The following is a 25,440-nucleotide window of genomic DNA, read 5'->3' as shown; positions in this document are numbered from 1 at the left end:
GGTCACCAGACACTCATGGCCACAGTCAGATTCGCACACGTCACCAAGTCCTACGGGGCGACGTCGGTGGTGAGCGACCTCGATCTCGAACTGCCCGACGGGTCGTTCACCGTCCTCGTCGGACCGTCCGGATGCGGCAAGTCGACCTCGCTGCGCATGCTCGCGGGTCTGGAATCCGTCACCTCCGGGACGATCACGATCGGCGACCGCGACGTGACCGCCCTGCAGCCGCGCGATCGCGACGTGGCGATGGTCTTCCAGAACTACGCCCTGTACCCCCATCTCACCGTGCGGGAGAACATCGCCTTCCCGCTGCGCGCGGCCAAGGTGCCGCGCCACGAGGCACTCTCGCGCGCGGACGCCATCGCCGACTCCCTCGGCCTGTCGACGTTGGTGGCGCGCAAGCCGAAGGACCTCAGCGGCGGTCAGCAGCAGCGGGTCGCGATCGGACGGGCGATCATCCGCGAGCCGTCGGTCTTCCTGTTCGACGAACCGCTGAGCAACCTCGACGCCAAACTGCGCGTGGAGACGCGCACCGAGCTGCTGCAGATTCAGCGCCGGCTTGGCATCACCTGCCTCTACGTGACCCACGATCAGGAGGAGGCGATGACGCTGTCGGACCGCATGGTGGTGATGCGCGACGGGCGCCCCGCACAGGTCGGCACGCCGGTCGAGGTGTACGACGCCCCGGTCGACACCTTCGTCGCGTCGTTCGTGGGCAGCCCCAAGATGAACCTGCTCGACGCGGAGGTGCAGGGCGGAACCTGTACGCTGCCCAACGGTTTCGCGATCGACGTCGGACCCGTTGCGGCCAGGGGCAGCGTGACGCTCGGCGTGCGGCCCGACGATCTGGTGCCGACGCCGGCCGACGATGCCCGCGCCACCGTCACGCTCGTCGAGCTCCTCGGTCCGCGGGCGATCGTGACCGTCGACGCCGGCGGGACCGAGGTGACGAGCGTCGTCGAAGCCTCCCGCATGTCGGGCATCGCCGAGGGCGCCCGGGTCGCGCTGTCGGCCCGGCCCGGTGCCGCGCACCTCTTCGACGCACGAACGGGCCTTCGGCTCGACGGCCCCCAGCAGAGCATCGACGTTCAGAACGGAGTTCAGGCATGACGAAGACGGTCGTGGTCACCGGTGCGGGATCGGGCATCGGGCGGGCCATCGCAACCACGCTCGCCGAACGCGGGTGGCAGGTCGTGGTCACCGACATCGACGCTGCCGCAGCAGATCTCGTCGCTGCGGCGCTGCCGGCAGGCGACGGAGTCCGGCACGAGGCCACGGTGCTCGACGTCACCTCGGCCAGCGATGCGGCGACGGTCGCCTACGGCGTCACCGACCGGCTCGGCCTCGACGCGTGGGTCAGCAATGCCGGCATCTCCTTCATGCACCGCTTCCTCGACGCACCCATCGCGAAGTTCGACCAGACGATGGACGTCAACCTGAAGGGTGTGTTCGTCTGCGGGCAGGCCGCCGCGCGGGCGATGGTGCGCAGCAATACGGCCGGCGCGATCGTCAACACGGCGTCGATGGCGGGCAAGCAGGGTCGGGTGCCGTTCCTCGCCGACTACGTGGCGTCCAAGTTCGGCGTCGTCGGACTCACCCAGGCGATGGCCTACGAACTCGGCGAGCACGGCATCACCGTCAACTGCGTCTGCCCCGGGTACGTCGAAACCCCCATGCAGTCACGGGAACTGGAGTGGGAGGCGCAGCTGCGCGGCATCACCACCGAGGGCGTGCGGGCGATGATGCTCGACGACACCCCGCTGCGACGCCTCGAACGCCCCGAGGACGTCGCGAGGTCGGTGGCGTTCCTGCTGTCGGACGACGCCCGGTTCATCACCGGTGAGGCCCTGGCCGTCAATGGTGGCGCGTACATGGACTGACCGCCCGATCACCCTGCACCACAACGATCTTAGAAAGGCAATCACGTGACCACCACCTGGCTCGACGAGGTCTTCGCCGTCAGAAAACCCGTCATCGCCATGCTGCACCTGTCCGCCCTGCCGGGGGATCCCGGTTACGACAGCGCGGGCGGCATCGCCGCCGTCGTCGCCCGGGCCCGCGAGGAGCTCGACGAACTGCAGGCCGGTGGCGTCGACGGCGTGATGGTGTCCAACGAGTTCAGCCTGCCGTATCTCACCAAGACCGAACCGATCACGGCGATCACGATGGCCAGGATCATCGGTGAACTGCTGCCGGCGTTCGAGGTGCCCTACGGCGTGAACGTGCTGTGGGATGGGCGGGCGTCGATCGATCTGGCCGTCGCCACCGGCGCCTCCTTCGTGCGCGAGATCTTCACGGGCGTCTACGCCAGTGACTTCGGCTTGTGGGACACCAACATCGGCGAGGTGGCGCGCCACCGTGCGCGGGTCGGCGGCGCCGGTGTCAAGCTGTTCTTCAACGTCGTCCCGGAGTCGGCCACCTACCTTGCGGCGCGGGACCTCGCGGCCCTGACCCGCACGACGGTGTTCGCGACGCTGCCCGACGCGATCTGCGTCTCCGGCGCGACCGCCGGCGCCCCGACCGATGCCGAGGCGCTGCGCGTGGTGAAGTCCGCAGCGGGCGCGGTGCCCGTGTTCGTCAACACCGGGGTGCGTGCCGAGAACGTCGCCGCCCAGCTCGAGGTCGCCGACGGCGCAATCGTCGGCACCTACTTCAAGAAGGACGGCGTCTTCGAGAACCGGGCGGAGCGCTCCCGCGTGGCCGAGCTGATGGCGCAGGCGCGCGCGTTCCGCGAACGGCTCGGCTAGCGGCGTCGCGCGAGCCGCACCGCCAGCTCGTCGGGGCCGACCTCGTGGCCGTCGGCGCAGCGGATCTCGACGGTCGCCTCGGCGCCGCAGCCGAGGTGTGACAGCCGCAGCCGACTGTCGTCGAAATACCTTCTGCCCCATTCGAACATCGCCCACACGACGGGCATGAACGCCGTGCCCTCGTCGGTCAGCACGTACTCGTCGCGGCTGCGTTGTCCCGGCTCCTGGTAGGGCTGCTTGGCGAGCAGCCCGGCCTCGACGAGTTCGGACAGTCGCGCCGAGGTGGCCGCCTTGGTGATGCCCACCCGGCGGGCGAAGTCGTCGAACCGCGTCGTCCCGTAGTAGGCCTCGCGCATTATCAGCATCGCCGACTTCGTCCCGACGAGGCCCATCGTCTTCTCCACCGGGCAGTGCCCGACCGCGGACCAGGCGTCGCGGTCGGCGAGCGGTCCCTGCAGGACTGTCATGTACATCACTCCGCTGCTGGGTTGTTGGTAGTGAACCTAGGTGTTACATCTAAGTATAGATCGCAGTACTCAGCGACGAGTCACCGAGGAGAACATCATGTCCGTTTCCAAGGCCGCCTACGACGACCGCGACGCCGTCATCGTCAGCGCCGTCCGCACACCGGTCGGCAAGGGCAAGGCCAACGGTGCCCTGCACGACGTCCTGCCCGCCGACCTGCTGGCGCACAGCCTGCGCGAGGTCGTCGGCCGCGTCGGCGTGGATCCCAGCCAGGTCGACGACGTCATCGCCGGCGCCGTCAGCCAGGTGGGCGATCAGTCCGTCAACATCGCCCGCAACGCGCTGCTGGGCGCGGGCTACCCCGAGACCGTGCCGGGCACGACGGTGGATCGGCAGTGCGGTAGCAGCCAGCAGGCCATCAGCTTCGCCGCCCAGGGCGTCCTCGCCGGGTCCTACGACATCGTGGTGGCCGCCGGCGTCGAGTCGATGTCGCGGGTGCCGATGGGCTCCAACGTGCTGCCCGGCAGCGACCCCTTCGGCCGCGGCATGGCCGACCGCTACCCCGACGGCCTGGTGCCCCAGGGCATCAGCGCCGAGCTCATCGCCGCGAAGTGGGGACTGTCGCGCACCGAGCTCGACGAGTTCTCCGCCAACAGCCACGAGAAGGCCGCGCGTGCCACCAAGGAGGGTCTGTTCGACCACGAGCTGGCGCCCATCGCGGGCCTGACGCAGGACGAGATCATCCGCCCCGGAACGACCGTCGACACGCTGGCCGGCCTGCGGCCCGCGTTCTTCAACGAGGCGTACTCCGCGCGGTTCCCCCAGATCAACTGGGAGATCACGCCGGGCAACTCCTCCCCGCTGTCCGACGGTAGCGCCGCGGTCCTCATCACCAGCGGAGCCGCCGCGCGCAAGCTCGGTCTGCGACCGCTGGCGCGAATCCACACCATGACCGTCGTCGGCTCCGATCCGCTCTACATGCTGACCGGTGTCATCCCCGCCACCGAGAAGGTCCTGGCCCGTGCGGGTCTCAAGCTGTCGGACATCGACCTGTTCGAGGTCAACGAGGCGTTCGCCCCGGTCGTGCTGGCCTGGGCCCGCGACACCGGAGCCGATCTCGCCAAGACCAACGTCCACGGCGGCGCGATCGCCATCGGCCACCCGCTCGGCGCCTCGGGCGCCCGGATCATGACGACCATGGTCAACGCGCTCGAGCAGCGTGACGGCCGGTTCGCCCTGCAGACGATGTGCGAGGGCGGCGGCATGGCCAACGCCACGATCATCGAGCGCCTGTAGCGAGGCGCTTCGGGTACGGGCCGTGGGGCGGTAGTACGCACTTGGCTGTCGGCGATGGGTGTCCACGCCGGCCGTCATCATCTGATGACGCTCGTCAACAGATGATGACGGTGCCCGCGGTGAGCACGTCAGCCTCGGCTAGCGCTTCGTCAGCTCGAACAGCGGGATCGTCCGCGTGGTCTTGGCCTGATACTCGGCGAACACCGGCACCATTGCGGTGATCCTCGGGTACAGGGCGTCGCGCTCGTCGTCGGGCAACTCGGTGGCGGTGACGTCATAGGCCTCGGTGCCCACCTCGATGCGCGCGGCCGGGTGGGCTCGCAGGTTGTGCACCCACGCCGGATCCTTGGGGGCGCCCGCATAGGACCCGACGATCAGCATCCGGCCGTCGACGGTGAGGTACGCCAGCGGGGACAGCCGCGGCAGCCCCGACTTCGCGCCCGTGGTGTGGAGCAGGAGTAGCTTGCCGCCTTCGAAGGGCCCGCCGACGACGCCGCCGTTGGCGCGGAACTCCTCGACGATGCCGCGGTTGAAGTCGTCGAGAGCAGCCGTGTCGGACACCAGCTCGTCCTTGTCGATGTCTGTCATGTCCGTCACAAGTCGGCGCGCTCCGTGGAAATTCCGGCCGCGACGTCGGCGACCCGGCGCAGCTCGTCACGACCCGTCTGCACGGGCATGAGCAACAGGTCGGTCGCGCCGGCGTCGCGGTAGCGGGCCAGCCCCCGCGCAACGTGCTCCTCGCTGCCGATCAACGCGAGGTCGACGACGCTGCGCACACCCTCGCGGGCGTTGATGCGCTGGTAGGACGGCACCTGGTCATACATCGCCATGGTCTGCGCGGCCACGGCCCTGGCGCCGTCGACGTCGTCGGTGACGGCCACGCTCACCAACCCGAACACCCGCGGCGCCGGCCGGCCCGCCTCGTCGGCGGCCGTCGCGATCGTCGGCACGATGAACTCCTCCAGCGTGCGCGGACCCGCGTAGGGCAGCGTCCCGTCGGCGAGTTCGCCGGTCACCCGAAGGGTCTGCGGCCCCATCGCGGCCACGTACAGCGGGTAGGACGGCGCTGACGGCAGCGCGACCGGCATGACGTGGGGATCCACGGCGGTGACGTAGGTGGCGTGGACGTCCACGGTGCCGGTGTCGCGGACCCCGCGCAGGACGGTCAGGTACTCCCGAAGCCGTTGTGCCGCATGGTCGGTCGCGATGCCGAACGCGAGCTGCTCCAGCATCGCCACGCCTAGGCCGAGGCCGAGGCTGAAGCGCCCGCGGGCGGCGGACTGCGCGGTCTGGGCGGCCGCCGCGATGGTCAGCGGGTGGCGGGGGTTGATCGGCACCACCGACGTCCCGACCGCCAGGCCGGGCACCGCCGCCCCGATCACGGCTGCGACAGCGATCGCGTCGAGGTCGAGTTGCTGGCCGAGCCAGACCTGACGGACGCCCGCGTCGTAGGCCAGCGTGGCCTGCTCGACGGCATCGGCGACGACGTGCTCGGCGGAACGGTCGGGGGTGAGGAGGACTCCGGTGCTCATGGGTCCACCGTGCCCGCGCGAGGGCCGCCCGGTCCAAGGCCCGTTTCGCAACGGCACATGCCCGTCGGGCATCACGGCACGTCAACGGCTAGGCTGACGCCATGACCGAGCCCGTCGACACGGCCGTCGACCTCGACCTCCGGGTGGTCCGCTACTTCGTCGCCGTCGCGCAGCGGGGTCACTTCGGCCGCGCCGCCGCGGCGCTGCACATCACCCAGCCCTCGCTGAGCCGACAGATCCGCGGACTGGAGAAACGGCTCGGCACGCCGCTGCTGCTGCGCACGCCGCAGGGCAGCCACCTCACCGAGGCGGGCCGGACCTTTCTCACCCACGCCGAGTCGCTGCTCGGCATGGCGGCCACCGCGGCGGCGCACACCCGGGCCGCCGGCGCCCCGACGCGCATCACGGTCGGCTACACCACGAACCTCGTCGTCGCCGCCGCCGTCCGGGAGTTGCGCAGGCGCCGTCCCGACGCCGAGGTCTACGTGCGGCACCTGACGTGGAACGGCGCCCACCCGGCGCTCGTCGAGCACCTCGTCGACGTCGCGGTGACGCGCCTGCCGATTCCCACCGACGGCGTCGACGTCACGGTGCTGTACCGCGAACCCCGCGCGCTGCTGGTGTCCCGTCGGCACCGACTGGCCACCCGCGACGCCGTCGTGCTGGAGGACGTCGCCGGGGAGACCATGCCGCGGGTGAGCGACCCGGTGTGGGACAGCTACTGGCGCACCGGACCTCGGCCGCAGGGGTGGCAGGCGCCCGACGGTCCCGTCCTCGACGACGCCGCCGAGATGTTCGACTACATCGCCGAGAACGACGCGGTGCTCATCGTGCCCGCCGACAGCCGGGTCCCCGACCTGCAACCGGAGCTGACGACGGTCCCGCTGCACGGCGTCGAGCCGAGCGAGGTGGCGTTGGTCCGTCGCCACGGCGAGTCCACCGACCTGCTGACCGAATTCGCTTCCTGCGCTTCGGAATTCGTGAAGGCCGGCACGCCGAGCCCGCGACGTCGCTAGTCGGTCTTCGGCGTGGCGTCGATGCCGGACTCCTTGCGCTGCAGCGCGGTGATCGGCGCGGGCGCCTCGGTCAGCGGGTCGATGCCGCCGCCCGACTTCGGGAAGGCGATGACCTCGCGGATGGAGTCGACACCGGCGAGCAGCGCCGTGATGCGGTCCCAGCCGAACGCGATGCCGCCGTGCGGGGGTGCGCCAAAGGTGAACGCGTCCAACAGGAATCCGAACTTGTCCTGGGCTTCGTCGTGGTCGATGCCCATCATCGCGAACACCCGCTCCTGCACGTCGCGACGATAGATGCGCAGCGAGCCGCCCCCGATCTCGTTGCCGTTGCACACGATGTCGTAGGCGTTGGCCAGCGCGCTGCCCGGATCGGTGTCGAACGTGGCCTCCGACTCGGGCTGCGGCGCGGTGAACGCGTGGTGCACGGCCGTCCAGGCGCCCGACCCCACCGCGACGTCACCCGAGGCGGTCGCCTCGTCGGCCGGTTCGAACAGCGGCCAGTCCACGACCCAGGTGAACGCCCATGCGGTCGGGTCGATCATGTCCAGGCGCTTGGCGATCTCGATGCGCGTCGCCCCGAGCAGTGCCCGCGCGCCCTTCGCCGGTCCGGCGGCGAAGAACACGCAGTCCCCCGGTTTCGCACCCACGTGGGCGGCCAGGCCGTCGCGTTCGGCGTCCGACAGGTTCTTGGCGACGGGACCGCCGAGCGTGCCGTCCTCGGCGAGCAGCACGTAGGCCAGCCCCTTGTGGCCGCGCTGCTTGGCGAATTCCTGCCAACCGTCCAGCGTGCGACGCGGCTGCGACGCCCCGCCCGGCATGACGACGGCGCCCACGTGCGGCGCCTGAAACACGCGAAAGGTGGTGTCGGAGAAGTACTCCGTGCAGTCGACGAGCTCGAGGCCGAACCGCAGGTCGGGCTTGTCGGAACCGAACCGTCGCATCGCCTCGGCGTAGCTGATCCGCGGGATGGGGGTGGGCAGGTCGTAACCGACGAGCGCCCACACGGCCTTGAGCACCTCCTCGGACACCGACATGACGTCGTCGGCGTCGACAAAGCTCATCTCCATGTCGAGCTGGGTGAACTCGGGCTGGCGGTCCGCGCGGAAGTCCTCGTCGCGGTAGCAGCGAGCGATCTGGTAGTACCGCTCCATGCCCGCGACCATGAGCAGCTGCTTGAACAGCTGCGGGCTCTGCGGCAGCGCGTAGAACGAGCCGGGCCGAAGCCGCGCGGGCACCAGGAAGTCGCGCGCCCCCTCCGGCGTCGAGCGGGTCAGCGTGGGCGTCTCGATCTCCACGAAGTCGTGCGCGGCCAACACGCCCCTGGCGGCTGCATTGACCTTGGAGCGCAAGCGAATTGCGTGCCCGGGCCCTTCGCGGCGCAGGTCGAGGTAGCGGTACTTCAGGCGCGCCTCCTCCCCCGCGGTCTCGTCCAGCTGGAACGGCAGCGGTGCGCTCTCGCTCAGCACCGTCAGCGTCGTGGCGTCGACTTCGACGTCGCCCGTGGGGATGTCGGCGTTGGCGTTGCCCTCGGGCCGTGCCTCCACGACACCGGTGACGACGACGCAGAACTCGGCGCGCAGCCGGTGCGCCTGCGCCAGCACGTCGGCGTCGCGGAACACCACCTGCGAGACGCCGGACGCGTCGCGCAGGTCGATGAAGATCACCCCGCCGTGGTCGCGCCGACGGGCCACCCACCCTGCCAACGTGACCGTCTGGCCGGCATCGGTGGACCGCAACGAACCGGCGGCATGACTGCGCAACACGAAGACTCCCTGGGAATGGCCTGACGAGAGGACTGCCACAGTGTAGAGGTGGGGGTCCTGGCACTACGTTGGCGTCGGTGAGCGTCTCCATCGCGGTGGTCGGACCGGGTGCCATCGGGTCCACGACGGCCGCCCTCCTGCATGCCGCCGGTCATCGGGTCACCGTGTGCGGCGCACCCCTCGCGCGTCGACCGAGGTCAGGCCCGACCCCGACATCCTCGACGGCGAGCCGATCGTGCTGCCCGACCCGGTGCGCACCGACCCGGCGACGGTGCAGGGACCGGTCGACGTCGTGCTGCTCGCGGTCAAGGACACCCAGAACGAGGGTGCGGCGGCCTGGTTGGACCGGCTGTGCGACGCGGACACGATCGTCGGCGTGCTGCAGAACGGCGTCGAGCAGGTGCGACGCGTCGGTGCGTACTGCCCGAAGGCGACCGTGGTGCCATCGGCAGTCTGGTTCTCGGCGCAGTCGCAGCCCGAGGGATGGGTGCGGTTGCGGACGCCCGTGCGCCTCGTCGTGCCCGACGACGACGCCGCGCACCGGCTGGCCGACGTGCTGAGCGGTCCGTCGCTCACGGTGGAGTGCTCGCCGTCCTTCGTCGACGATGCGTGGCGCAAGCTGCTGACCAACGCCGTGGCCGGCCTCATGGTGCTGACGGGCCGCACGTCCGGCATGTTCCGCCGTGACGACGTCGCGGGCCTCGCGCGCGCCTATGCGGCGGAGGGCCTGGCCGTCGCCCGGGCCGAGGGCGCCCACCTCGCCGACGGCGTGGTCGACGACATCGTCGGCATGTTCGCCGGCATGCCCGAGGACCTGACGACCTCGATCCTGACCGACCGCCAACAGGGCAGGCCGCTGGAGTGGGACGTCCGCAACGGCGTCATCGCCCGCAAGGGCGCCGAGCACGGCGTTCCGACGCCGATCAGCGACCTGCTGGTGCCACTGCTCGCCGCGGCCAGCGACGGACCCGGCTGACCGCCCCGCTCAGTACAGCCCCTGCCAGGCCGAGCGCCTGACGCGGTCGGGGTCTGCCACGGTGTCGTCGCGCGCCGAACGGATCACGCGGGTGCGCCGGCGCTGCGCGTCGTACCGCGGCCACTCCTCGCCGAGCTGGTCGGTCGCGAAGTCGAGCCAGGTCCGCTGCATGCGCCTGCCGACCGCCGGCTGCACGCGCCTGCCCAGCGGGTGGATCTTGCGCCCCAGGTAGGACCCGTAGCTGTGCTGCACGTGGACGATCTCGCTGCCGTGCGTGGCGCCGAGGCCGAGCAGCCGCAGGCTCCACGCGGCGTGGTCGAAGCGGTAGGCGTACGTCGGCGCGTGCGCGGCATAGGCGTCGGTGAACGCCCACGTCGGCGCACCGAACATCGCGTCGGACCCAATGGCGACGAGCGCCCGCCTGCGGGGGAAGTCCGGGTAGGCGGCCAGCACCCGGTCCTTGGCGTCGGGGGCCGTCCTGGCGAAGAACGCGTCCACCCCCGGTTGCGTCGTGGGCAGCATCGGCGGCTTGCCCCATGCGAACATCGACGCCTCGTGGGTGTTGGTGCCGATGATCAACGGCGTCGGCGACACCGCCGCGACCCGGGCCGCATCGATCGGATGCCTCGGCAGCGAGTCGACGCCGTGGGTGAGTCCGTAGGCCAGCGTCGGCGTCTGCGCCGCGCTCTCGGCCTGGAGCTGACCGGCCGCGCGACGAAGTCGCCTCTGCGGCAACGACTTCAGATCACCGACGGGCACGCCGAGCCGGGCGACGAACTCGTGGGCCTGCCGCGCGCGGGTCTCGCGGTCGGCGATGAGGGGCAGCGCCGGGCTCTGCGCGATCGCGCGGGTGAACAGGCCGCGCGCCAGCGGGCTCGCCAGGAGTGCCAATACCGATGTGGCACCGGCAGATTCGCCGAAGACGGTGACGCGCTCGGGGTCTCCTCCGAAGGCACCGATGTTGTCGCGCACCCACTGCAGCGCCGCGATCTGGTCGCGCAGCGCGAGGTTGTCGTCGAACCCGGAGCCGAGGTCACCGAGTTCGAAGCCACCGAACACGCCCAGCCGGTAGGTCACGTTGACGACGACGACGTCACCGTTGCGTGCGAGCCTGCTGCCGTTGTAGAGCTGCAGCTGACCCGCGCCGTAGACGAAGGCGCCACCGGGAATCCACACCATCACCGGCAAAGCGGCCGTGGGATCCGGGGACCACACGGTGAGCGTCAGACAGGCCTCGTCGCGAATCTTGGGATCGTCGCGGCCGCCCCCGACGAACGACCGGCCCTGCGGTGGCAGCGGTCCGTGCTCGATCGCCTCCCGCACTCCCGGCCACGGCACCGGCGGGGAGGGCGCCAGGAAGCGCCGGTCGCCCAGAGGTTGCTCGGCGTAGGCGATCCCGCGCCAGACGGCGACGCCGCCCTCGGTGGTGCCCCGCACCGTTCCGTACCGGGTGTCCGCGACGGTGGGGTCGTCGACGGTTTCGCGCTGGGCGGCCACCGCACGAATCGTAGTGTGGAAAGCTGAACCCCGGCTTGCGCGGAGCCATCGGCGATGTCACGGACGGGGTGATGATGACCTTCAACGAAGGTATGCAGATCGACACGAGCACCACGTCGTCCAGCGGTGGTGGCGGAGGTGGCGGCCGGCTCGCGATCGGCGGTGGCGTCGGCGGTTTGCTCATCGTGGTCGTCGCCCTGTTCCTCGGCGTCGACCCGGGGACGGTGCTGCCCCAGGGCGGCACCGGCGCCGGCACCGGCCAGTACGGCGACCAGGGCACCAGCGCACCGGGATTCGACCTCAGCCGATGCAAGACCGGCGCGGACGCCAACGACATCGTCGAGTGCCGCGTGGTGGCGACGGGCAACTCGGTCGACGGCGTCTGGACGCAGCTGCTGCAGGGCTACACCCGGCCGCACGTGCGACTGTTCAAGGAGTCGGTGCAGACCGCCTGCGGTCCGGCCACCACCGACGTCGGACCCTTCTACTGCCCCGGTGACAAGACCGCCTACTTCGACACGTCGTTCTTCCAGGAGCTGGTCGACAAGTTCGGTTCCAGCGGTGGGCCACTGGCCCAGGAGTACGTCGTCGCGCACGAATTCGGCCACCACGTCCAGGACGTGCAGGGCACCATCGGGCGCGCCCAGCAGGGGCCCGGCGGCGCCGAGGGCAACAGCGTGCGCACCGAACTGCAGGCCGACTGCTATGCCGGAATCTGGGCGCACTACGCGTCGATCACCAAGCAGCAGGGCACCGACGTGACGTTCCTCAAGCCGCTGACCGATCAGGACATCGACGACGCGCTGTCGGCGGCGGCGTCGGTCGGCGACGACCGCATCCAGAAGTCGGCGACCGGCCGGGTCAACCCCGAGTCATGGACCCACGGCTCCTCCGCCGCCCGGCAGTACTGGTTCACCGAGGGCTACAAGACCGGTGACGTGAACCAGTGCGACACGTTCTCCGCACCCGACCTGCACGAGTAGCCCCGCCCGCGACCCCGAGCTACAGGCGGGACTGCTCGGCGATGGACGTGTCGGTGGTCCGCAGCGGCCGGATCAGCGCGTCCTGCGCGAACGAGGCCAGCAGCGCGCCATCCTCGGCGTGCACCGCGCCGCGGACGTAGGACATGCCCGCGCCCACCTGTGTGCTCTCGTGGCTGTAGAGCAGCCAGCCGGTCCAGCCGAACGGTTCGTGGAAGCTCACCGAGATGGTCATCGGGGCCGTCGACACGGTCAGGTGGGACTGCGCGGTGCCGATGCCCTCGTGCGCGCGCATGGTCGTCGAAATGCCAAGGTGCCCGGTGAAATACGCGACGAGCGCCTTGGCGACCTCGGGACGCTCGGGGATGGGGTCGTAGTGCAGCCACGCGTAGAGCTCGGGCGGCCCGACCTCGTCGGGACTGTTCACGTCGTGGACGTCGACGAGGCGCAGTTGGCGTCCGACCATCGGCATGTCCGCGGCGATCGCCTCGTCGGGCCCCGCCACGTCGGGCCGGGGCACGTGGTGGCGGATGACGTCGGCCGAGGGGACGTCGCACAGCACCGTCACGGTGATGCACCGCTTGCCGTTCTGCGTCGCGGAGATGACGGCCGTCGCGGTGGTCCGCCCCTCGGCGACGACGTCGACGGTCAGCTCGACCGGCGGCCCGACGACCACGGCGCGGGCGAACACGGCATGCGCCGACCGCACCGACTTGTCCGGAAAGCGCTTGCCCGCCGCGACGATCGCCTGCGCCAGCACCTGGGTGCCCTCGACGACCTGACGTTCGTCGGCGCCGGCGATGCCGGTGCGCCCGACGAAACCGTCTCCCTCGGGGCGCACGTCGAATAGGTCAAGGAGGTCCTCGACGGTCCACTCGGCCTGCTCGGATTCGATGGACACGAGCTCCCTCACTTCCATTGCTCGTCATGGATGACGTCTCGCGCGAACTCGGCGAGGGTGGTCGGTGGTGCGAAGTCGGAGAACCAGACGTAGAAGCGTTCGACGCCCTGGGCGGACAGCGCGCCGAAGTGTTCGACGAGTTCGGCGGCGTCGCCGCAGACCAGTCCGCTGCCCAGGTGGCCGAACCGACGGCTGGCCGTCTCCTGCACCGCGGCGCGGTCGGCCCCGTGCGCGACGAAGGCGACCATCTGCTGCAGCGATACCCGGACGCCGCCCACCGTCGGCAGCAGCGCGGGCAGCCGGTCGAGTTGGTGTGACGGCACGTTCCACCAGTCGGCGTGTCGGCGCACCAGTTCCATCGTCGTGCGCCCGGTTCCGCCCAGCGTCAACGGAATTGGGTGGGTGGGCCGCGGTTCCTGCACCACGCCGTCGGGGTTGCCGTGGCCCCAGTACTGACGGATCGACTCGATGCTGGTGGCGAGCCGGGCGGCCCGCGCCGCGGGTGCGTCACCGTCGGGCACGTCGAAACGGGCGAACTCCGCGGGCCAGGATCCCCAGCCGAGACCGAGCTCGAAGCGGCCGCCCGAGGCCGCCGACAGCGTGACGGCCTCCTTGGCGAGCACCGCCGGATGGCGAAACGCATCGCAGAGCACGAGATGACCGATGCGCAGCCGCTCGGTGTGGGCGGCGACCCAGGTGGCCACGGTCATGGCCGCCCAGATTCCCTGGTGCACGGCGCCCGGCGGTTCGAGGTGGTCGATGAAGGCGATGCCGTCGAATCCGGCGTCCTCCGCGGTGCGGGCGCGCTCCACGACGTCGGGAATCGCCAGGCGCACCTGCGGCAGGAACAGGAACCATTCGACCATCGACGCGAACCCTAACCGATGGTTCTACCCAAACGGTAATGGCGTTCTCATACGCACGCCGGTTCCGGCCCGCGGGAACGCTGCGGGCGGCGGGCCGCGGTCGCCGGTGAGCCGCGTCCGCGCTGTTCAGCGCCGGAGTGTTGCGGGCGCGGACCGACTGGTAACGTCATTACCACTTTCGATAATGCGACTCTCAGGAGCGGCCATGCCAGCACGCGGACTGACGTCCCACGGTCACCCGCACGTGATCTCGTGACCGCCGCCGCCAATCCCGAACAGGTCCTCTTCGCCTCCACCGCGTCGGCCTTCCTGGAGAAGGAGGCGTCGCTGCGCCGGGTTCGCGAATTGCACGCTGCCGCAACGTCGTTCGACGCCGACTGGTGGCAACGGGCGGCCGAGCTGGGCTGGGCCGGCCTGCTGGTGCCCGAGGAGCTCGGGGGCGGCAGTGTCTCCGGCGACGGCGTCGCCGACCTCGCGCTCGTCGCCGAACAGATCGGCAGGACCGTCGCACCGGGTCCCCTGCACCCGGTCAACACCGTACTGGCGGGCCTCGTCGACGCCGACGACGCCGAAACCCATTGCGCCACCATCGAAGCCATGGTGGCCGGTGAACTCGTCGCCTCGTGGGCGGTCTACGAACCCGGTCGAGTGTGGGCACCGGGGCACACGACCGTCATGGCCACCGCGACCGACGCGGGCTATCGCATCGACGGGGTCAAGGACCGCGTCGAGGCGGGCGCCCAGAGTGGCCTGTTCCTGGTCGTCGCCTCCTGCGAGGGGACCGTCCGACAGTTCCTGATCCCCGCCGATGCGCCCGGTGTCACCGTCGTCGAGCAGACGTCGATCGACCTGGTGAAGCGTTACGCCACAGTCACGTTCGACGGGGTTCGGGTCGACGCGGACGCCCTCGTCGGTTCCGCCGAACAGACGCCGGGGCTGATCGCACGGCAGAGTCAGATCGCGCAGATCCTGCAGTGCGCCGAGGTCGTCGGCATCCTCGACACCGTCCTGGCCATGACGATTCAGTGGGGGCGCGACCGGCACTCGTTCGGCCGGCCGCTGGGGTCCTACCAGGCGCTCAAGCACCGGTACGCGGACATGAAGATCTGGTTCGAGGCCTGCCGCGCGACGACCCGCGCAGCGGTCGCCGACGTGGCCGCGCGGGCACCGTCGGCCGAGATGTCGGTCAGCGTCGCGAAGTCCTACCTCGGCGAGCACGCGGCACCCATGGTGCAGCAGTGCATCCAACTGCACGGCGGCATCGGCGTCACGTGGGAGCACGACCTGCACCTGTTCCTGCGACGGGTCACGCTGTACCGCTCCATGTTCGGCACCCCCGAGGAACACAACCTGCGCGTCTACGACCTGAGCAACGAGGAGGCGGCCTCGTGACGAGCACGACGTCGGTACCGACCGGCACGCCGACCGAGACGGTGGCCGAGTTCGCCGCCCGCGCCCGCGCCTGGCTCGCGGAGAACATGCCGCGCATCGATCCCGCTCATCCCCCGCTCGCCGACCGCGGTGCGGAGGCCCCGTGGCTGCGCGCGCGCGAACTGCAGCAGAAGCTCTACGCCGGCGGGTTTGCCGGCATCTGCTTCCCGCGCGAGTACGGGGGGCTCGGGCTCCCCTACGCCTATCAGAAGGCGTTCGACCAGGAATCGCGCAATTACGAGATGCCGATCATCCTCAACACGCCCACCTTCACCATCTGTGCGGCGACGATCCTGGACACCGGGTCCGAGGACCAGAAGCGCCGGCACATCGCGGGCGCGATCCGCGGCGACGAGGTGCTGGTACAACTCCTCTCCGAGCCCAGCGGTGGATCCGACCTGGCCGGCGTCATCACCCGCGCCGAGCGTCGCGGGGACCGGTGGATCATCAACGGCGCCAAGACCTGGAGCACCAGCGCGTTCGCCGCCGACTACGGCCTGCTGCTCGCCAGGACCTCGTGGGACGTACCGAAGCACGAGGGCCTGACGATGTTCCTGGTGCCCATCGCGAGCCCCGGCATCACCATGCGGCGCATCCTGCAGGTCGACGGCGGCAACGAATTCTGCGAGGAGTTCTTCGACGACCTCGAACTCGGCGACGACGCCGTCGTGGGCGAGGTGAACGACGGCTGGGCAGTGGCGTCGCGGCAGATGTATCACGAACGCCGGGCCGTCGGCGGCGGCTCTGAATTCGCCAGCGGCCTGGGCGCCGAGGGCGACACCGACCAGGACGTCGACTATGCGGCGATCCTGGCGGCGACCGGCCAGGCCGACGACGTTCGCGCCAAGGAGATGGCCGGCCGCGCGCTGGTGCACCGGGCCGTTCAGGAGCAACTCGTCGACCACGTCTATCACGGCGTGCTCGACGGCTCGCTGCCCGCGGCGGCCGGGTCGATCATCCGGATCTCCCACGCCGAGACCATCCAGTTCGAGATCGACACGGTGGTGGCGCTCATCGGCAGCGCCGGTGTCGTCGACGACGGGTCGGGGCTGTCCCGCTACGGGGACCGCTTCCTGTCCCGGCAGACCGCGTCGCTGGGCGGCGGCACCAACGAGATCGCCCGCAACATCATCGGCGAACGCATCCTCGGGTTCCCCCGCGAATACGCCGCCGACCGCGGGGTGCCGTTCAACCAGGTGAAGCGCTAACCGGCTGCACCGTCGAGCTCGAAAGCCACAGTCTCAGAACAACGTTGGCTCCGACACGGCCGGCACCGAAGGTGGCGGCGCCGGTTGCAGTCCCCGGAACGACCGATGTTCACCGCTGAGACCGTGCCGCCTGAGCAGGGGCGCCGCCCGATCCCGCAACGCGTCCCGATAGCTCTCCGGCAGGTACGCCCCGCGCCGGTACAGCTGCCGGTACTCGCCCAGCAGTTCCGGATGCGACCGCGCCAGCCATCCCATGAACCAGCCGCGGGTGCTCCCGCGCAGGTGCAGACCGAACACCGTGGCACTGGTGGCGCCGGATGCCGCGATCTGCCCGAGTAGGTGGTCGAGATGTTCGACCGAGTCGGTCAGCATGGGCAGGATCGGGGCCACCATCACGTGACACTCCAGGCCCACGTCGCGGATCGCCCGGATCAGCTCGAGCCGGGCTCGCGGGGTCGGCGTGCCCGGCTCCACGTCCGCGTGCAGGTCCGGATCCCCCACCGCCAGCGACACCGCCACGCTGACGTCCACGGTGCGGCGGGCGTCACCGAGTAGGGCGAGATCGCGTCGCAGCAGCGTGCCCTTCGTGAGGATCGAGAACGGCGTTCCCGAATCGGCAAGGGCGCCAATGATTCCCGGCATCAGGGCGTAGCGACCCTCGGCGCGTTGATAGGGGTCGGTGTTGGTCCCGAGCGCTACGGCCTCGCGCGTCCACGATCGGCGGGCCACCTCACGGCGCAGCACGTCGACGACGTTGGTCTTCACCACCACCTGGGTGTCGAAGTCGGCACCGCTGTCGAAGTCGAGGTACTCGTGCGTCGGGCGCGCGAAGCAGTACCGGCACGCGTGACTACATCCGCGATATCCGTTGACGGTGAACCGAAATGGCAGCCGCGACGCGTCCGGCACCCGGTTCAGCGCCGACTTGCACAGGACTTCGTGGAACGTGATGCCCTCGAACTGCGGCGTGCGCACCGAGCGGACGAAACCGATGCGCTGCAGACCCGGGAGCGCCCCGTCGTCGACCCCGATGCCCTGACCGTCCCACCGCATGACCCATGCGAACATACGTTCGATTGATTTGTCAATCCTCGAGACTCGACGATCTTTAGTGAGATCGGTGAGCGTTTGTGCAGTAGACTTCCGGGCGGGTGTAAGACACATCCGCTCCTGATGAAAGAAGTAAAAAGGTATGGCACAGGGAACTGTGAAATGGTTCAACAGCGAAAAGGGCTTCGGCTTCATCGCCCCCGACGACGGCTCCCCGGATGTCTTCGTCCACTACTCTGAGATCCAAGGCGGCGGCTACCGCTCGCTGGAAGAGGCTCAGCGGGTTCAGTTCGATGTCGGACAAGGTGCGAAGGGCCCCCAGGCCACTGGCGTTACCGCGATCTAAGAACTTCACGAGCTATGGGCTGGCACGGTGAAAACCGTGCCAGCCCATAGTTCTTTCTAGGCCTGGATACGAGCGGGGCGTCGCCTCGGCCGTATTCGCCGTCAGCTCAACCGAATTGGCCGCCCTAGCCCGCCGTCACCACTGACCGAGCTGGCACTGCAGGTTGTAGGGCGCGTCCTGCTGCGTGGCGATCTGACCGTCGACGGTGATGTCGCAGTGCGGGTTCGGCGCCGCGCGCATGCCGTGCGTCGTGCTACTCACGGTCAGGATCGCCCACTGCGGATCGGCGAGCGTGGTGTCGAACGTCCACGGCACGCCCCCGGCCAACGTGATCGACTCCTTCTTGAGATAGGCGTACGAGTCGGCGTTGTAGGCCTCCTTGTTGGGAGGCTGATTCACCAGGTAGTAGAGGTCGAAGTCGGCGTCACCCTGCGAGACGAGCGTGTATCGCACCTGATGAGCGGGGGCGGGGGCGGGATCGGCATGGGACGTGGCCGGGCCGGCCAGCCCTGCAGCGCACACCAGCGCCGCCACTCCGAGAGACGCCCCGATCTTGTTGGTCGCATGTCGCATGAAGGTCACATCGTCGCACGGTACCCGAACGTTACGCGGCGCCCAGGTCCACCGAGAGCGGTCTAGAGCTCCAGCAGCACCGTGACGGGCCCGTCGTTGACGAGTTCGACCGACATGTCGGCACCGAAGACACCGGTCTGCACGTGTGCGCCCAACCCGCGCAGCGCGTCGCCGAAGGCCGTGACCAGAGGCTCGGCCACGGCTCGGGGCGCGGCCGCATTCCACGACGGTCGCCTGCCCTTCGCGGTGTTGGCATACAGCGTGAATTGACTGACGACCAGGATGGGCGCGGCGACGTCGGCCGCGGCGAGTTCACCGTCGAGAATCCGCAGCTGCCAGAGCTTTTCGGCCATCCGCCGAGCGGTGTCGGCATCGTCGTCGTGGGTCACGCCGACGAGCGCCAGCAGGCCCTGCCCGGCGGGCGCGATCTGACCAACGACGTCGCCGTCGACGACGACCCGCGCCGACGTCACCCGCTGTACGAGTACCCGCATGCTCAGACGAGGCGGGCGAGGACGTCCGCGACGACCGCGTCGGCCGCCACGTCGACCTGCTCCCCCGTGCCGAGCTCCTTGACCCCGACGGTCCCCGCCTCGACGTCGCGGTCACCGGCGACCAGCGCGATCCGCGCACCCGAGCGGTCGGCCGCCCGCATGGCGCCCTTGAGCCCGCGGTCGCCGTAGGCGAGGTCGACGCGCACGCCCGCCGCCCGCAGCGCGCCCGCCAGCGGCAGCAGCGCCGCCTTGGCCAGATCACCCAGCGGCACGCAGAACACGTCGACGCGCGCGGCCTCGCCGACCTGTTTGCCCTCGGCCCGCAGCGCGAGCACCGTCCGGTCGACACCGAGGCCGAACCCGATGCCCGACAGATCCTGGCCGCCCAGTTGCTTCATGAGTCCGTCGTAGCGGCCACCGCCGCCGATCCCCGACTGCGCACCGAGACCGTCGTGCACGAACTCGAACGTGGTCTTGGTGTAGTAGTCCAGCCCGCGCACCATGCGCGGGTTGATCACGTAGGGCACCCCGAGGGCGTCGAGGTTCGCCAACACGGTGTCGAAGTGTTCCTTCGCACCCTCGGACAGGTGGTCGAGCATCAGCGGCGCGTCGGCGGTCATCTCGCGCACGTGCGGACGCTTGTCGTCGAGCACCCGCAGCGGGTTGATCTCGGCCCGCCGGCGGGTGTCCTCGTCGAGATCGAGCCCGAAGAGGAACTCCTGCAACAACTCTCGGTACTGCGGTCGGCTCGTCTCGTCGCCGAGGGACGTGAGCTCCAGGCGGAAGCCGGTCAGTCCCAGCGACCGGAAGCCCTCGTCGGCGATCGCGATGACCTCGGCGTCCAGCGCCGGGTCGTCGACACCGATCGCCTCGACGCCGACCTGCTGTAGCTGCCGGTAGCGGCCGGCCTGCGGGCGCTCGTAGCGGAAGAATGGACCCGAGTAGCGCAACTTCACCGGCAGGGCGCCGCGGTCCAGCCCGTGCTCGATGACCGCGCGCATAACGCCCGCCGTGCCCTCCGGCCGCAGCGTCACCGACCGCTCGCCGCGATCGGCGAAGGTGTACATCTCCTTGCTGACGACGTCGGTCGACTCGCCGACGCCGCGGGCGAACAAGGCGGTGTCCTCGAATATCGGCAACTCGATGTGGGAGTAGCCGGCCCGGGCGACGGCGTCGAGCAGGCCGTCGCGGACGGCAACGAACTGCGCCGAGTCCGGCGGCAGGTAGTCGGGGACGCCCTTGGGCGCCTGAAAGTCACTCACGACAGTCCTTCGAGGAATGGGTTGGTACGGCGTTCGGCGCCGATCGTGGTCTTCGGGCCGTGCCCAGGAAGTACCACGGTGTCGTCGTCGAGCACCAACAGTTTGTTCACGATCGAGGTGAGCAGGTCGCGCCCACTGCCGCCGAACAGATCGGTCCGGCCGATCGACTGCTTGAACAGGGTGTCACCGGTGAAGGCCAACTCGCTGGTCTCTCCCGTCGCTTCGCCCGCCCAGTCCGGACCGGGGCTCACCCGGAAGACGACCGAACCCTTGGTGTGCCCGGGGGTGTGGTCGACGGTCACCGTGACGCCGCCGAGTTCCACCTTGTCACCGTCGCGATCCAGCTCGACCACCTGACGCGGTTCCCGGAACATGGCCCCGACCGCGAGCTGGGCGAGCCGGGGGCCCAGGCCCACGATGGGGTCGGTCAGCATGAAGCGGTCCTCGGGATGGATGAAGGTGGGGCAGCCGTAGGTGTCGGCGACCTTCTGCGCCGACCACATGTGGTCGATGTGACCGTGGGTCAGCAACACCGCGGCCGGAGTGAGGCGATGCTCGTCGAGAATTCGGCGCAGCGGGGCCAGGGCGCGCTGGCCGGGATCGACGACGATCGCGTCGGCGCCCTGCTTGGTAGCGAGCACGTAGCAGTTGCACTGCAGCACGCCCGCCGGAAACCCCGTGATCAACACGTCGACCAGTTTCCCATCCACGCCATTCGCGGGTCGCGGCACCTCGTCTCAGCCGCTGCTGGCACACTCGGTGCCGATCGACGAATACGAGGAGGACCACGCGGTGCCGACCAACGAACAGCGGCGAGAGACGGCCAAGCGGAAACTGGAGCGCCAGCTGGAGCGTCGCGCCGCCCAGGAGCGCAAGCGTCGGCTCCTCACCATCATCGGGTCCGTCGTGGGCGTCGTGGTGGTCATCGGCGCCGTCGTCGCGACGGTCGTCCTGACCAACAAGACCCCCGGTCCGAACGCCGCGGCCGACACCCCGACCTCCTCGGCCGAGGCGTCACCGTCCTCCCCGCCGGCCGGTGGCGGCCTGCCGCCGTTCGTCGCCCCCGCCGACCTTGGCGCGAATTGCCAGTACCCCGCCGCCGAGCCCGCGAGCAAGAAGAACAACCCGCCGCGCACCGGGAAGGTGCCGACGACGCCCGGCGAGATCAGCGCCAGCATGTCGACGTCCGCGGGCAACATCGGGCTGCAGCTCGACAACGCGAAGGCGCCGTGCACGGTCAACAGCTTCGCCAGCCTCGCCCAGCAGGGCTACTTCAACGACACCCCCTGCCACCGCCTGACGACGTCGCCGGGCCTGGCCGTCCTGCAGTGCGGTGACCCGACCGGCAAGGGCACCGGCGGCCCCGGCTACGGCTTCGCCAACGAGTACCCGACCAACCAGTACCGGCCCGACGACCCGGCCCTGCAGCAGCCCGTGGTGTACCCGCGCGGCACGCTGGCCATGGCCAACACCGGCGCCCCCGGCTCCAACGGCAGCCAATTCTTCCTGGTGTACAAGGACTCTCAGCTGCCGCCGAACTACACGGCCTTCGGCAAGATCGACGCGACGGGCCTGGCGACGCTGGACAAGATCGCCGCGGCCGGGGTCGTCCCCAGCGACCGCGGCACCGACGACGGCGCACCCAAGATGCCGGTCCAGATCAAGTCCATCCAGCTGGACTGATCGCCGGACCCGCCGCCGTCTCGTGAGCATGCCCCCGCCGCCCTACGGGCAATACCCGCCGGGCCCGCCGGGGTACCCGCCCTATCCCGCGCCGCCACCGGCCAGGAACGGTCTGGCCATCGCGTCGCTGGTGTGCGCGTTCCTGTTCTTCCCGCTGGGCATCGTGCTCGGTCACCTGTCGCTGTCGCGGAACCGGGGCAACCGCACCAGCGGCGACGGCCTCGCGATTGCGGGGCTGGTGGTCGGCTATGCGATCGCCACGCTGACGGCCATCGCGGTGATCGTCACCGTCGGCCTCGGCGCGTTGGGGATCGCCATGGACGCTGACGCCGGTCGATCGAACTCGGCGGCACCCGACACTGCCGTGCCCCGGACCACCACCCCGCTGCCGGCGTTCGCGCCGCCCGCCGGTCTCGGCGCGAACTGCCAGTACCCCGCGTCGACGGAACCGGCCAGCAAGTCGGTCAACCCCCCGCGCACCGGACGCGTTCCGACCACGCCTGCCACGGTCGACGCGACGATCGACACCGCCGCGGGCGCCGTCGGCCTCACCCTCGCCAACGGGATGTCGCCGTGCACCGTCAACAACTTCGTCAGCCTCGCTCAGCAGGGCTTCTACGATGCGACCCGGTGTCACCGGCTGACGACGTCGAGCACGCTGCGGGTGTTGCAGTGCGGCGATCCCACCGGGCTGGGCACCGGCGGACCCGGCTACCGCTTCCCCAACGAGTACCCGACGAATCAGTACCGCCTCGCCGACCCCGGCCTGGAGGCGCCGGTAGTGTACCCGCGAGGCACGCTGGCCATGGCGAACGGCGGCCCCGGCACCAACGGCAGTCAGTTCTTCGTGGTCTACGGCGACTCGCAGCTACCGCCGACGTACACCGTCTTCGGCACGGTCGACGAGACGGGCCTCGCCGTGGTGGACGCGATCGCCAGGGCGGGCGTCAAGGACGGCAGCGACGACGGCGCACCCGCGACCGACGCGACGATCACGTCGGTCCGCCTCGACTGAGCATCGTGGCGACGGACGCTAGATCACGCGGCCGACGTCACCCGGTAGACGTCGTAGACGCCTTCGACGTTGCGCACCACGTTCAGCACGTGGCCGAGGTGCTTGGGGTCGCCCATCTCAAAGGTGAAGCGGCTGATCGCCACCCGGTCGTTGGAGGTCGCGACCGACGCGGACAGGATGTTGACCTTCTCGTCGGCCAGCACGCGCGTCACGTCCGACAGCAGCCGGTGCCGGTCGAGGGCCTCCACCTGGATCGCCACCAGGAACACCGATGACGGCGACGGTGCCCACTTCACGTCGATGATGCGTTCGGACTGTTCCTGCAGCGACGTGGCATTCGTGCAGTCGGTGCGGTGCACGCTGACTCCCCCGCCGCGCGTGACGAAGCCCATGATGATGTCGCCGGGCACCGGCGTGCAGCACTTGGCGAGCTTGCACAGCACCCCGGGCGCACCGGGCACCGCGACGCCGACGTCGTCACTGGTGCGCTGGCGCACCGGCATGGTCGCCGGCGTCGACCGCTCGGCGATCTCGTTCTCGGCCTCGTCGTCGCCACCGAGTTGCGCGACCAGGCGCTGTACGACGTGGCGCGCCGAGACGTGTCCCTCACCCACCGCGGTGTACAGCGACGACACGTCGACGTAGCGCAGCTCGCGCGCCAGCGCCGCCATGGACTCGCCATTCATCAAGCGCTGCAAGGGAAGTCCGCCACGCCGCACCTCGCGGGCGATCGAGTCCTTGCCCGACTCGAGGGCTTCCTCGCGCCGCTCCTTCGCGAACCACTGCCGGATCTTGGCCTTCGCGCGCGGAGACACGACGAACGTCTGCCAGTCCCGCGACGGGCCCGCGTTGATGGCCTTGGAGGTGAACACCTCGACGACTTCACCGTTTTCGAGCTTGCGCTCCAGCGCGACCAACCGGCCGTTGACCCGGGCCCCGATGCAGCGGTGCCCGACCTCGGTGTGCACGGCGTAGGCGAAGTCGACGGGCGTAGACCCCGTCGGCAGGGTCACGACGTCACCCTTGGGCGTGAAGACGAAGATCTCCTGCACCGCGAGGTCGTAGCGCAGCGACTCGAGGAACTCACCGGGGTCGGCGGCCTCCCGCTGCCAGTCCAGCAGCTGCCGCATCCAGGCCATGTCGTCGAGTTCGGCGGCGGCGTTGTTGGCGGGAATCCCGTTGCGGCCCTTGGACTCCTTGTAGCGCCAGTGCGCCGCGATGCCGTACTCGGCGGTGCGGTGCATCTCGCGGGTCCGGATCTGGACCTCCAGCGGCTTGCCCTCGGGACCGACGACGGTGGTGTGCAGCGACTGGTAGACCCCGTACCGAGGCTGGGCGATGTAGTCCTTGAACCGGCCCGCCATCGGCTGCCACAGCGAGTGCACCGCACCGACCGCGGCGTAGCAGTCCCGAATCTCGTCGCACAGGATGCGCACGCCCACCAGGTCGTGAATCTCGTCGAAGTCGCGGCCCTTGACGATCATCTTCTGGTAGATCGACCAGTAGTGCTTGGGCCGTCCCTCGACGGTCGCGTTGATCTTCGACGCGGTCACCGTATTGGCGATCTCGGCGCGCACCTTGGCGAGGTAGGTGTCGCGCGACGGCGCCCGGTCGGCGACCAACCGCACGATCTCCTCGTACTTCTTGGGGTGCAGAATCGCGAACGACAGGTCCTCGAGCTCCCACTTGACCGTCGCCATGCCGAGGCGGTGGGCAAGGGGCGCAATGACTTCCAGCGTCTCGCGGGCCTTGCGCGCCTGCTTCTCCGGCGGCAGGAAGCGCATCGTGCGCATGTTGTGCAACCGGTCGGCCACCTTGATGACCAGCACCCGGGGATCGCGCGCCATCGCGATGATCATCTTGCGGATGGTCTCGCCCTCCGCGGCGTTGCCGAGCACGACCTTGTCGAGCTTGGTGACGCCGTCGACCAGATGGCCCACCTCGACGCCGAAGTCGGCGGTCAGCGCCTCCAGCGTGTAGCCGGTGTCCTCGACGGTGTCGTGCAGCAGCGCGGCCACCAGGGTGGTGGTGTCCATGCCGAGTTCGGCGAGGATGTTCGCCACCGCCAGCGGATGGGTGATGTACGGGTCACCGGAGCGGCGCATCTGATCGGCATGGCGCGTCTCGGCCACCTCGTACGCGCGCTGCAGGATGGCCAGGTCGGCCTTCGGATAGACCTCGCGGTGCACCGCCACCAGCGGTTCGAGGACGGGGTTGACGGCGCTGCGCTGCGACGTCATCCGCCGGGCGAGGCGGGCGCGGACGCGGCGCGACGCACTGGAGGACGTCTTGACGGTCTCGGGTGCGGCCTGATCGGGGGTGATGACCGGCATCGG

The 25,440-nt window shown here is 69.9% G+C and carries 24 protein-coding genes and 1 pseudogene; 12 read left to right on the top strand and 13 right to left on the bottom strand.

The annotated features are described in order from the left end of the window. Positions 1-15 precede the first annotated feature (15 nt). Genes G6N60_RS12475 through G6N60_RS12465 form a run of 3 tightly spaced genes read left to right on the top strand, consistent with a single transcriptional unit; the run spans position 16 to position 2,750 of the window. A complete protein-coding gene (locus G6N60_RS12475; RefSeq protein ID WP_163737290.1) occupies positions 16-1,113 on the top strand; it encodes an ABC transporter ATP-binding protein in 1,098 nt (365 codons plus the stop codon). Continuing rightward, complete coding sequence (locus G6N60_RS12470; RefSeq protein ID WP_163737287.1) at positions 1,110-1,883, top strand: SDR family NAD(P)-dependent oxidoreductase; 774 nt, start codon at positions 1,110-1,112, stop codon at positions 1,881-1,883. Before G6N60_RS12475 ends, G6N60_RS12470 begins: the two co-directional genes overlap by 4 nt. Positions 1,884-1,928: 45 nt before the next feature. Beyond that, positions 1,929-2,750, top strand: a complete 822-nt coding sequence (locus G6N60_RS12465; protein WP_163737283.1) for a BtpA/SgcQ family protein — start codon at positions 1,929-1,931, stop codon at positions 2,748-2,750. Here G6N60_RS12465 and G6N60_RS12460 read toward each other — a convergent pair. Continuing rightward, complete coding sequence (locus tag G6N60_RS12460; protein ID WP_163737280.1) at positions 2,747-3,217, bottom strand: winged helix-turn-helix transcriptional regulator; 471 nt, start codon at positions 3,215-3,217, stop codon at positions 2,747-2,749. The genes G6N60_RS12465 and G6N60_RS12460 overlap by 4 nt on opposite strands. Before the next feature lie 97 nt (positions 3,218-3,314). Here G6N60_RS12460 and G6N60_RS12455 point away from each other — a divergent pair, with 97 nt between their 5' ends. Beyond that, on the top strand, positions 3,315-4,511 hold the full coding sequence (locus G6N60_RS12455; protein WP_163737277.1) for a thiolase family protein: 1,197 nt from the start codon (positions 3,315-3,317) through the stop codon (positions 4,509-4,511). A 138-nt stretch (positions 4,512-4,649) separates the two neighbouring features. On the opposite strand, the gene G6N60_RS12450 is transcribed toward G6N60_RS12455, so the two are convergent. Continuing rightward, entirely contained in the window at positions 4,650-5,099 is a 450-nt protein-coding gene (locus G6N60_RS12450) for a nitroreductase family deazaflavin-dependent oxidoreductase (RefSeq protein WP_163737274.1), read from the bottom strand. A 5-nt stretch (positions 5,100-5,104) separates the two neighbouring features. After that, entirely contained in the window at positions 5,105-6,043 is a 939-nt protein-coding gene (locus G6N60_RS12445; protein ID WP_163737271.1) for a TIGR03564 family F420-dependent LLM class oxidoreductase, read from the bottom strand. A 101-nt stretch (positions 6,044-6,144) separates the two neighbouring features. Here G6N60_RS12445 and G6N60_RS12440 point away from each other — a divergent pair, with 101 nt between their 5' ends. Then, a complete protein-coding gene (locus tag G6N60_RS12440; RefSeq protein ID WP_163737268.1) occupies positions 6,145-7,059 on the top strand; it encodes a LysR family transcriptional regulator in 915 nt (304 codons plus the stop codon). Here G6N60_RS12440 and aspS read toward each other — a convergent pair. After that, on the bottom strand, positions 7,056-8,822 hold the full coding sequence (gene aspS / locus G6N60_RS12435; protein ID WP_163737265.1) for an aspartate--tRNA ligase: 1,767 nt from the start codon (positions 8,820-8,822) through the stop codon (positions 7,056-7,058). The two genes, G6N60_RS12440 and aspS, sit on opposite strands and share 4 nt — an antisense overlap. 77 nt (positions 8,823-8,899) lie before the next feature. Between aspS and G6N60_RS12430 the strand changes: the two are divergent. After that, positions 8,900-9,798: pseudogene (locus G6N60_RS12430) on the top strand (oxidoreductase). A 9-nt stretch (positions 9,799-9,807) separates the two neighbouring features. Here the strand turns inward: G6N60_RS12430 and G6N60_RS12425 are convergent. Further along, a complete protein-coding gene (locus G6N60_RS12425) occupies positions 9,808-11,295 on the bottom strand; it encodes a carboxylesterase/lipase family protein (RefSeq protein ID WP_163737262.1) in 1,488 nt (495 codons plus the stop codon). 74 nt (positions 11,296-11,369) lie between these two features. Here G6N60_RS12425 and ypfJ point away from each other — a divergent pair, with 74 nt between their 5' ends. Further along, a complete protein-coding gene (ypfJ, locus tag G6N60_RS12420) occupies positions 11,370-12,278 on the top strand; it encodes a KPN_02809 family neutral zinc metallopeptidase (RefSeq protein WP_163743867.1) in 909 nt (302 codons plus the stop codon). A gap of 19 nt (positions 12,279-12,297) precedes the next feature. On the opposite strand, the gene G6N60_RS12415 is transcribed toward ypfJ, so the two are convergent. Further along, positions 12,298-13,176, bottom strand: a complete 879-nt coding sequence (locus G6N60_RS12415) for an acyl-CoA thioesterase (RefSeq protein ID WP_263992618.1) — start codon at positions 13,174-13,176, stop codon at positions 12,298-12,300. A gap of 8 nt (positions 13,177-13,184) precedes the next feature. Beyond that, positions 13,185-14,042, bottom strand: a complete 858-nt coding sequence (locus G6N60_RS12410) for an LLM class flavin-dependent oxidoreductase (protein ID WP_163737256.1) — start codon at positions 14,040-14,042, stop codon at positions 13,185-13,187. A 252-nt stretch (positions 14,043-14,294) separates the two neighbouring features. On the opposite strand from G6N60_RS12410, the gene G6N60_RS12405 reads away from it, so the two are divergent. Both G6N60_RS12405 and G6N60_RS12400 read left to right on the top strand, forming a co-directional pair. Continuing rightward, a complete protein-coding gene (locus G6N60_RS12405) occupies positions 14,295-15,434 on the top strand; it encodes an acyl-CoA dehydrogenase family protein (protein WP_163737253.1) in 1,140 nt (379 codons plus the stop codon). Beyond that, positions 15,431-16,681, top strand: coding sequence for an acyl-CoA dehydrogenase family protein (locus tag G6N60_RS12400; protein ID WP_163737250.1), 1,251 nt, complete (start codon positions 15,431-15,433; stop codon positions 16,679-16,681). The genes G6N60_RS12405 and G6N60_RS12400 overlap by 4 nt, the downstream gene beginning before the upstream one ends. Positions 16,682-16,714: 33 nt before the next feature. On the opposite strand, the gene G6N60_RS12395 is transcribed toward G6N60_RS12400, so the two are convergent. Beyond that, positions 16,715-17,734, bottom strand: a complete 1,020-nt coding sequence (locus G6N60_RS12395; protein ID WP_163743865.1) for an Rv2578c family radical SAM protein — start codon at positions 17,732-17,734, stop codon at positions 16,715-16,717. A 139-nt stretch (positions 17,735-17,873) separates the two neighbouring features. Between G6N60_RS12395 and G6N60_RS12390 the strand changes: the two genes are divergently transcribed. Next, positions 17,874-18,077, top strand: a complete 204-nt coding sequence (locus G6N60_RS12390) for a cold-shock protein (RefSeq protein WP_056548397.1) — start codon at positions 17,874-17,876, stop codon at positions 18,075-18,077. A gap of 135 nt (positions 18,078-18,212) precedes the next feature. Here G6N60_RS12390 and G6N60_RS12385 read toward each other — a convergent pair whose 3' ends face one another. The 4 genes from G6N60_RS12385 to G6N60_RS12370 all read right to left on the bottom strand — a co-directional run bounded on the left by G6N60_RS12385 (position 18,213) and on the right by G6N60_RS12370 (position 21,095). Further along, a complete protein-coding gene (locus G6N60_RS12385) occupies positions 18,213-18,650 on the bottom strand; it encodes an Rv2576c family protein (protein WP_179969785.1) in 438 nt (145 codons plus the stop codon). A 62-nt stretch (positions 18,651-18,712) separates the two neighbouring features. Then, the gene (dtd, locus tag G6N60_RS12380; RefSeq protein ID WP_163737244.1) at positions 18,713-19,144 is read right to left on the bottom strand and encodes a D-aminoacyl-tRNA deacylase; all 432 of its coding nucleotides are present in this window, start codon (positions 19,142-19,144) and stop codon (positions 18,713-18,715) included. A 2-nt stretch (positions 19,145-19,146) separates the two neighbouring features. After that, positions 19,147-20,406 carry a histidine--tRNA ligase gene (hisS, locus tag G6N60_RS12375; protein WP_163737241.1) on the bottom strand — a complete coding sequence of 420 codons (1,260 nt, stop codon included), beginning with the start codon at positions 20,404-20,406 and terminating at the stop codon, positions 19,147-19,149. Continuing rightward, positions 20,403-21,095: an MBL fold metallo-hydrolase gene (locus G6N60_RS12370; protein ID WP_163743863.1), complete on the bottom strand. Its 693-nt coding sequence runs from the start codon at positions 21,093-21,095 to the stop codon at positions 20,403-20,405. The genes hisS and G6N60_RS12370 overlap by 4 nt, the downstream gene beginning before the upstream one ends. A gap of 103 nt (positions 21,096-21,198) precedes the next feature. Between G6N60_RS12370 and G6N60_RS12365 the strand changes: the two genes are divergently transcribed. Further along, positions 21,199-22,089: a peptidylprolyl isomerase gene (locus G6N60_RS12365; protein ID WP_163743861.1), complete on the top strand. Its 891-nt coding sequence runs from the start codon at positions 21,199-21,201 to the stop codon at positions 22,087-22,089. A 28-nt stretch (positions 22,090-22,117) separates the two neighbouring features. Next, positions 22,118-23,104, top strand: a complete 987-nt coding sequence (locus tag G6N60_RS12360; protein WP_163737238.1) for a peptidylprolyl isomerase — start codon at positions 22,118-22,120, stop codon at positions 23,102-23,104. A 23-nt stretch (positions 23,105-23,127) separates the two neighbouring features. Here the strand turns inward: G6N60_RS12360 and G6N60_RS12355 are convergent, their stop codons facing one another. After that, positions 23,128-25,437 (bottom strand): RelA/SpoT family protein, encoded by a 2,310-nt coding sequence (locus G6N60_RS12355; RefSeq protein ID WP_246241239.1) that lies wholly within the window; start codon positions 25,435-25,437, stop codon positions 23,128-23,130. Positions 25,438-25,440 lie beyond the last annotated feature (3 nt).

Source organism: Mycolicibacterium madagascariense (assembly GCF_010729665.1).
Lineage (GTDB): Bacteria > Actinomycetota > Actinomycetes > Mycobacteriales > Mycobacteriaceae > Mycobacterium > Mycobacterium madagascariense.
This window is presented reverse-complemented; position numbering and strand designations above follow the sequence as displayed.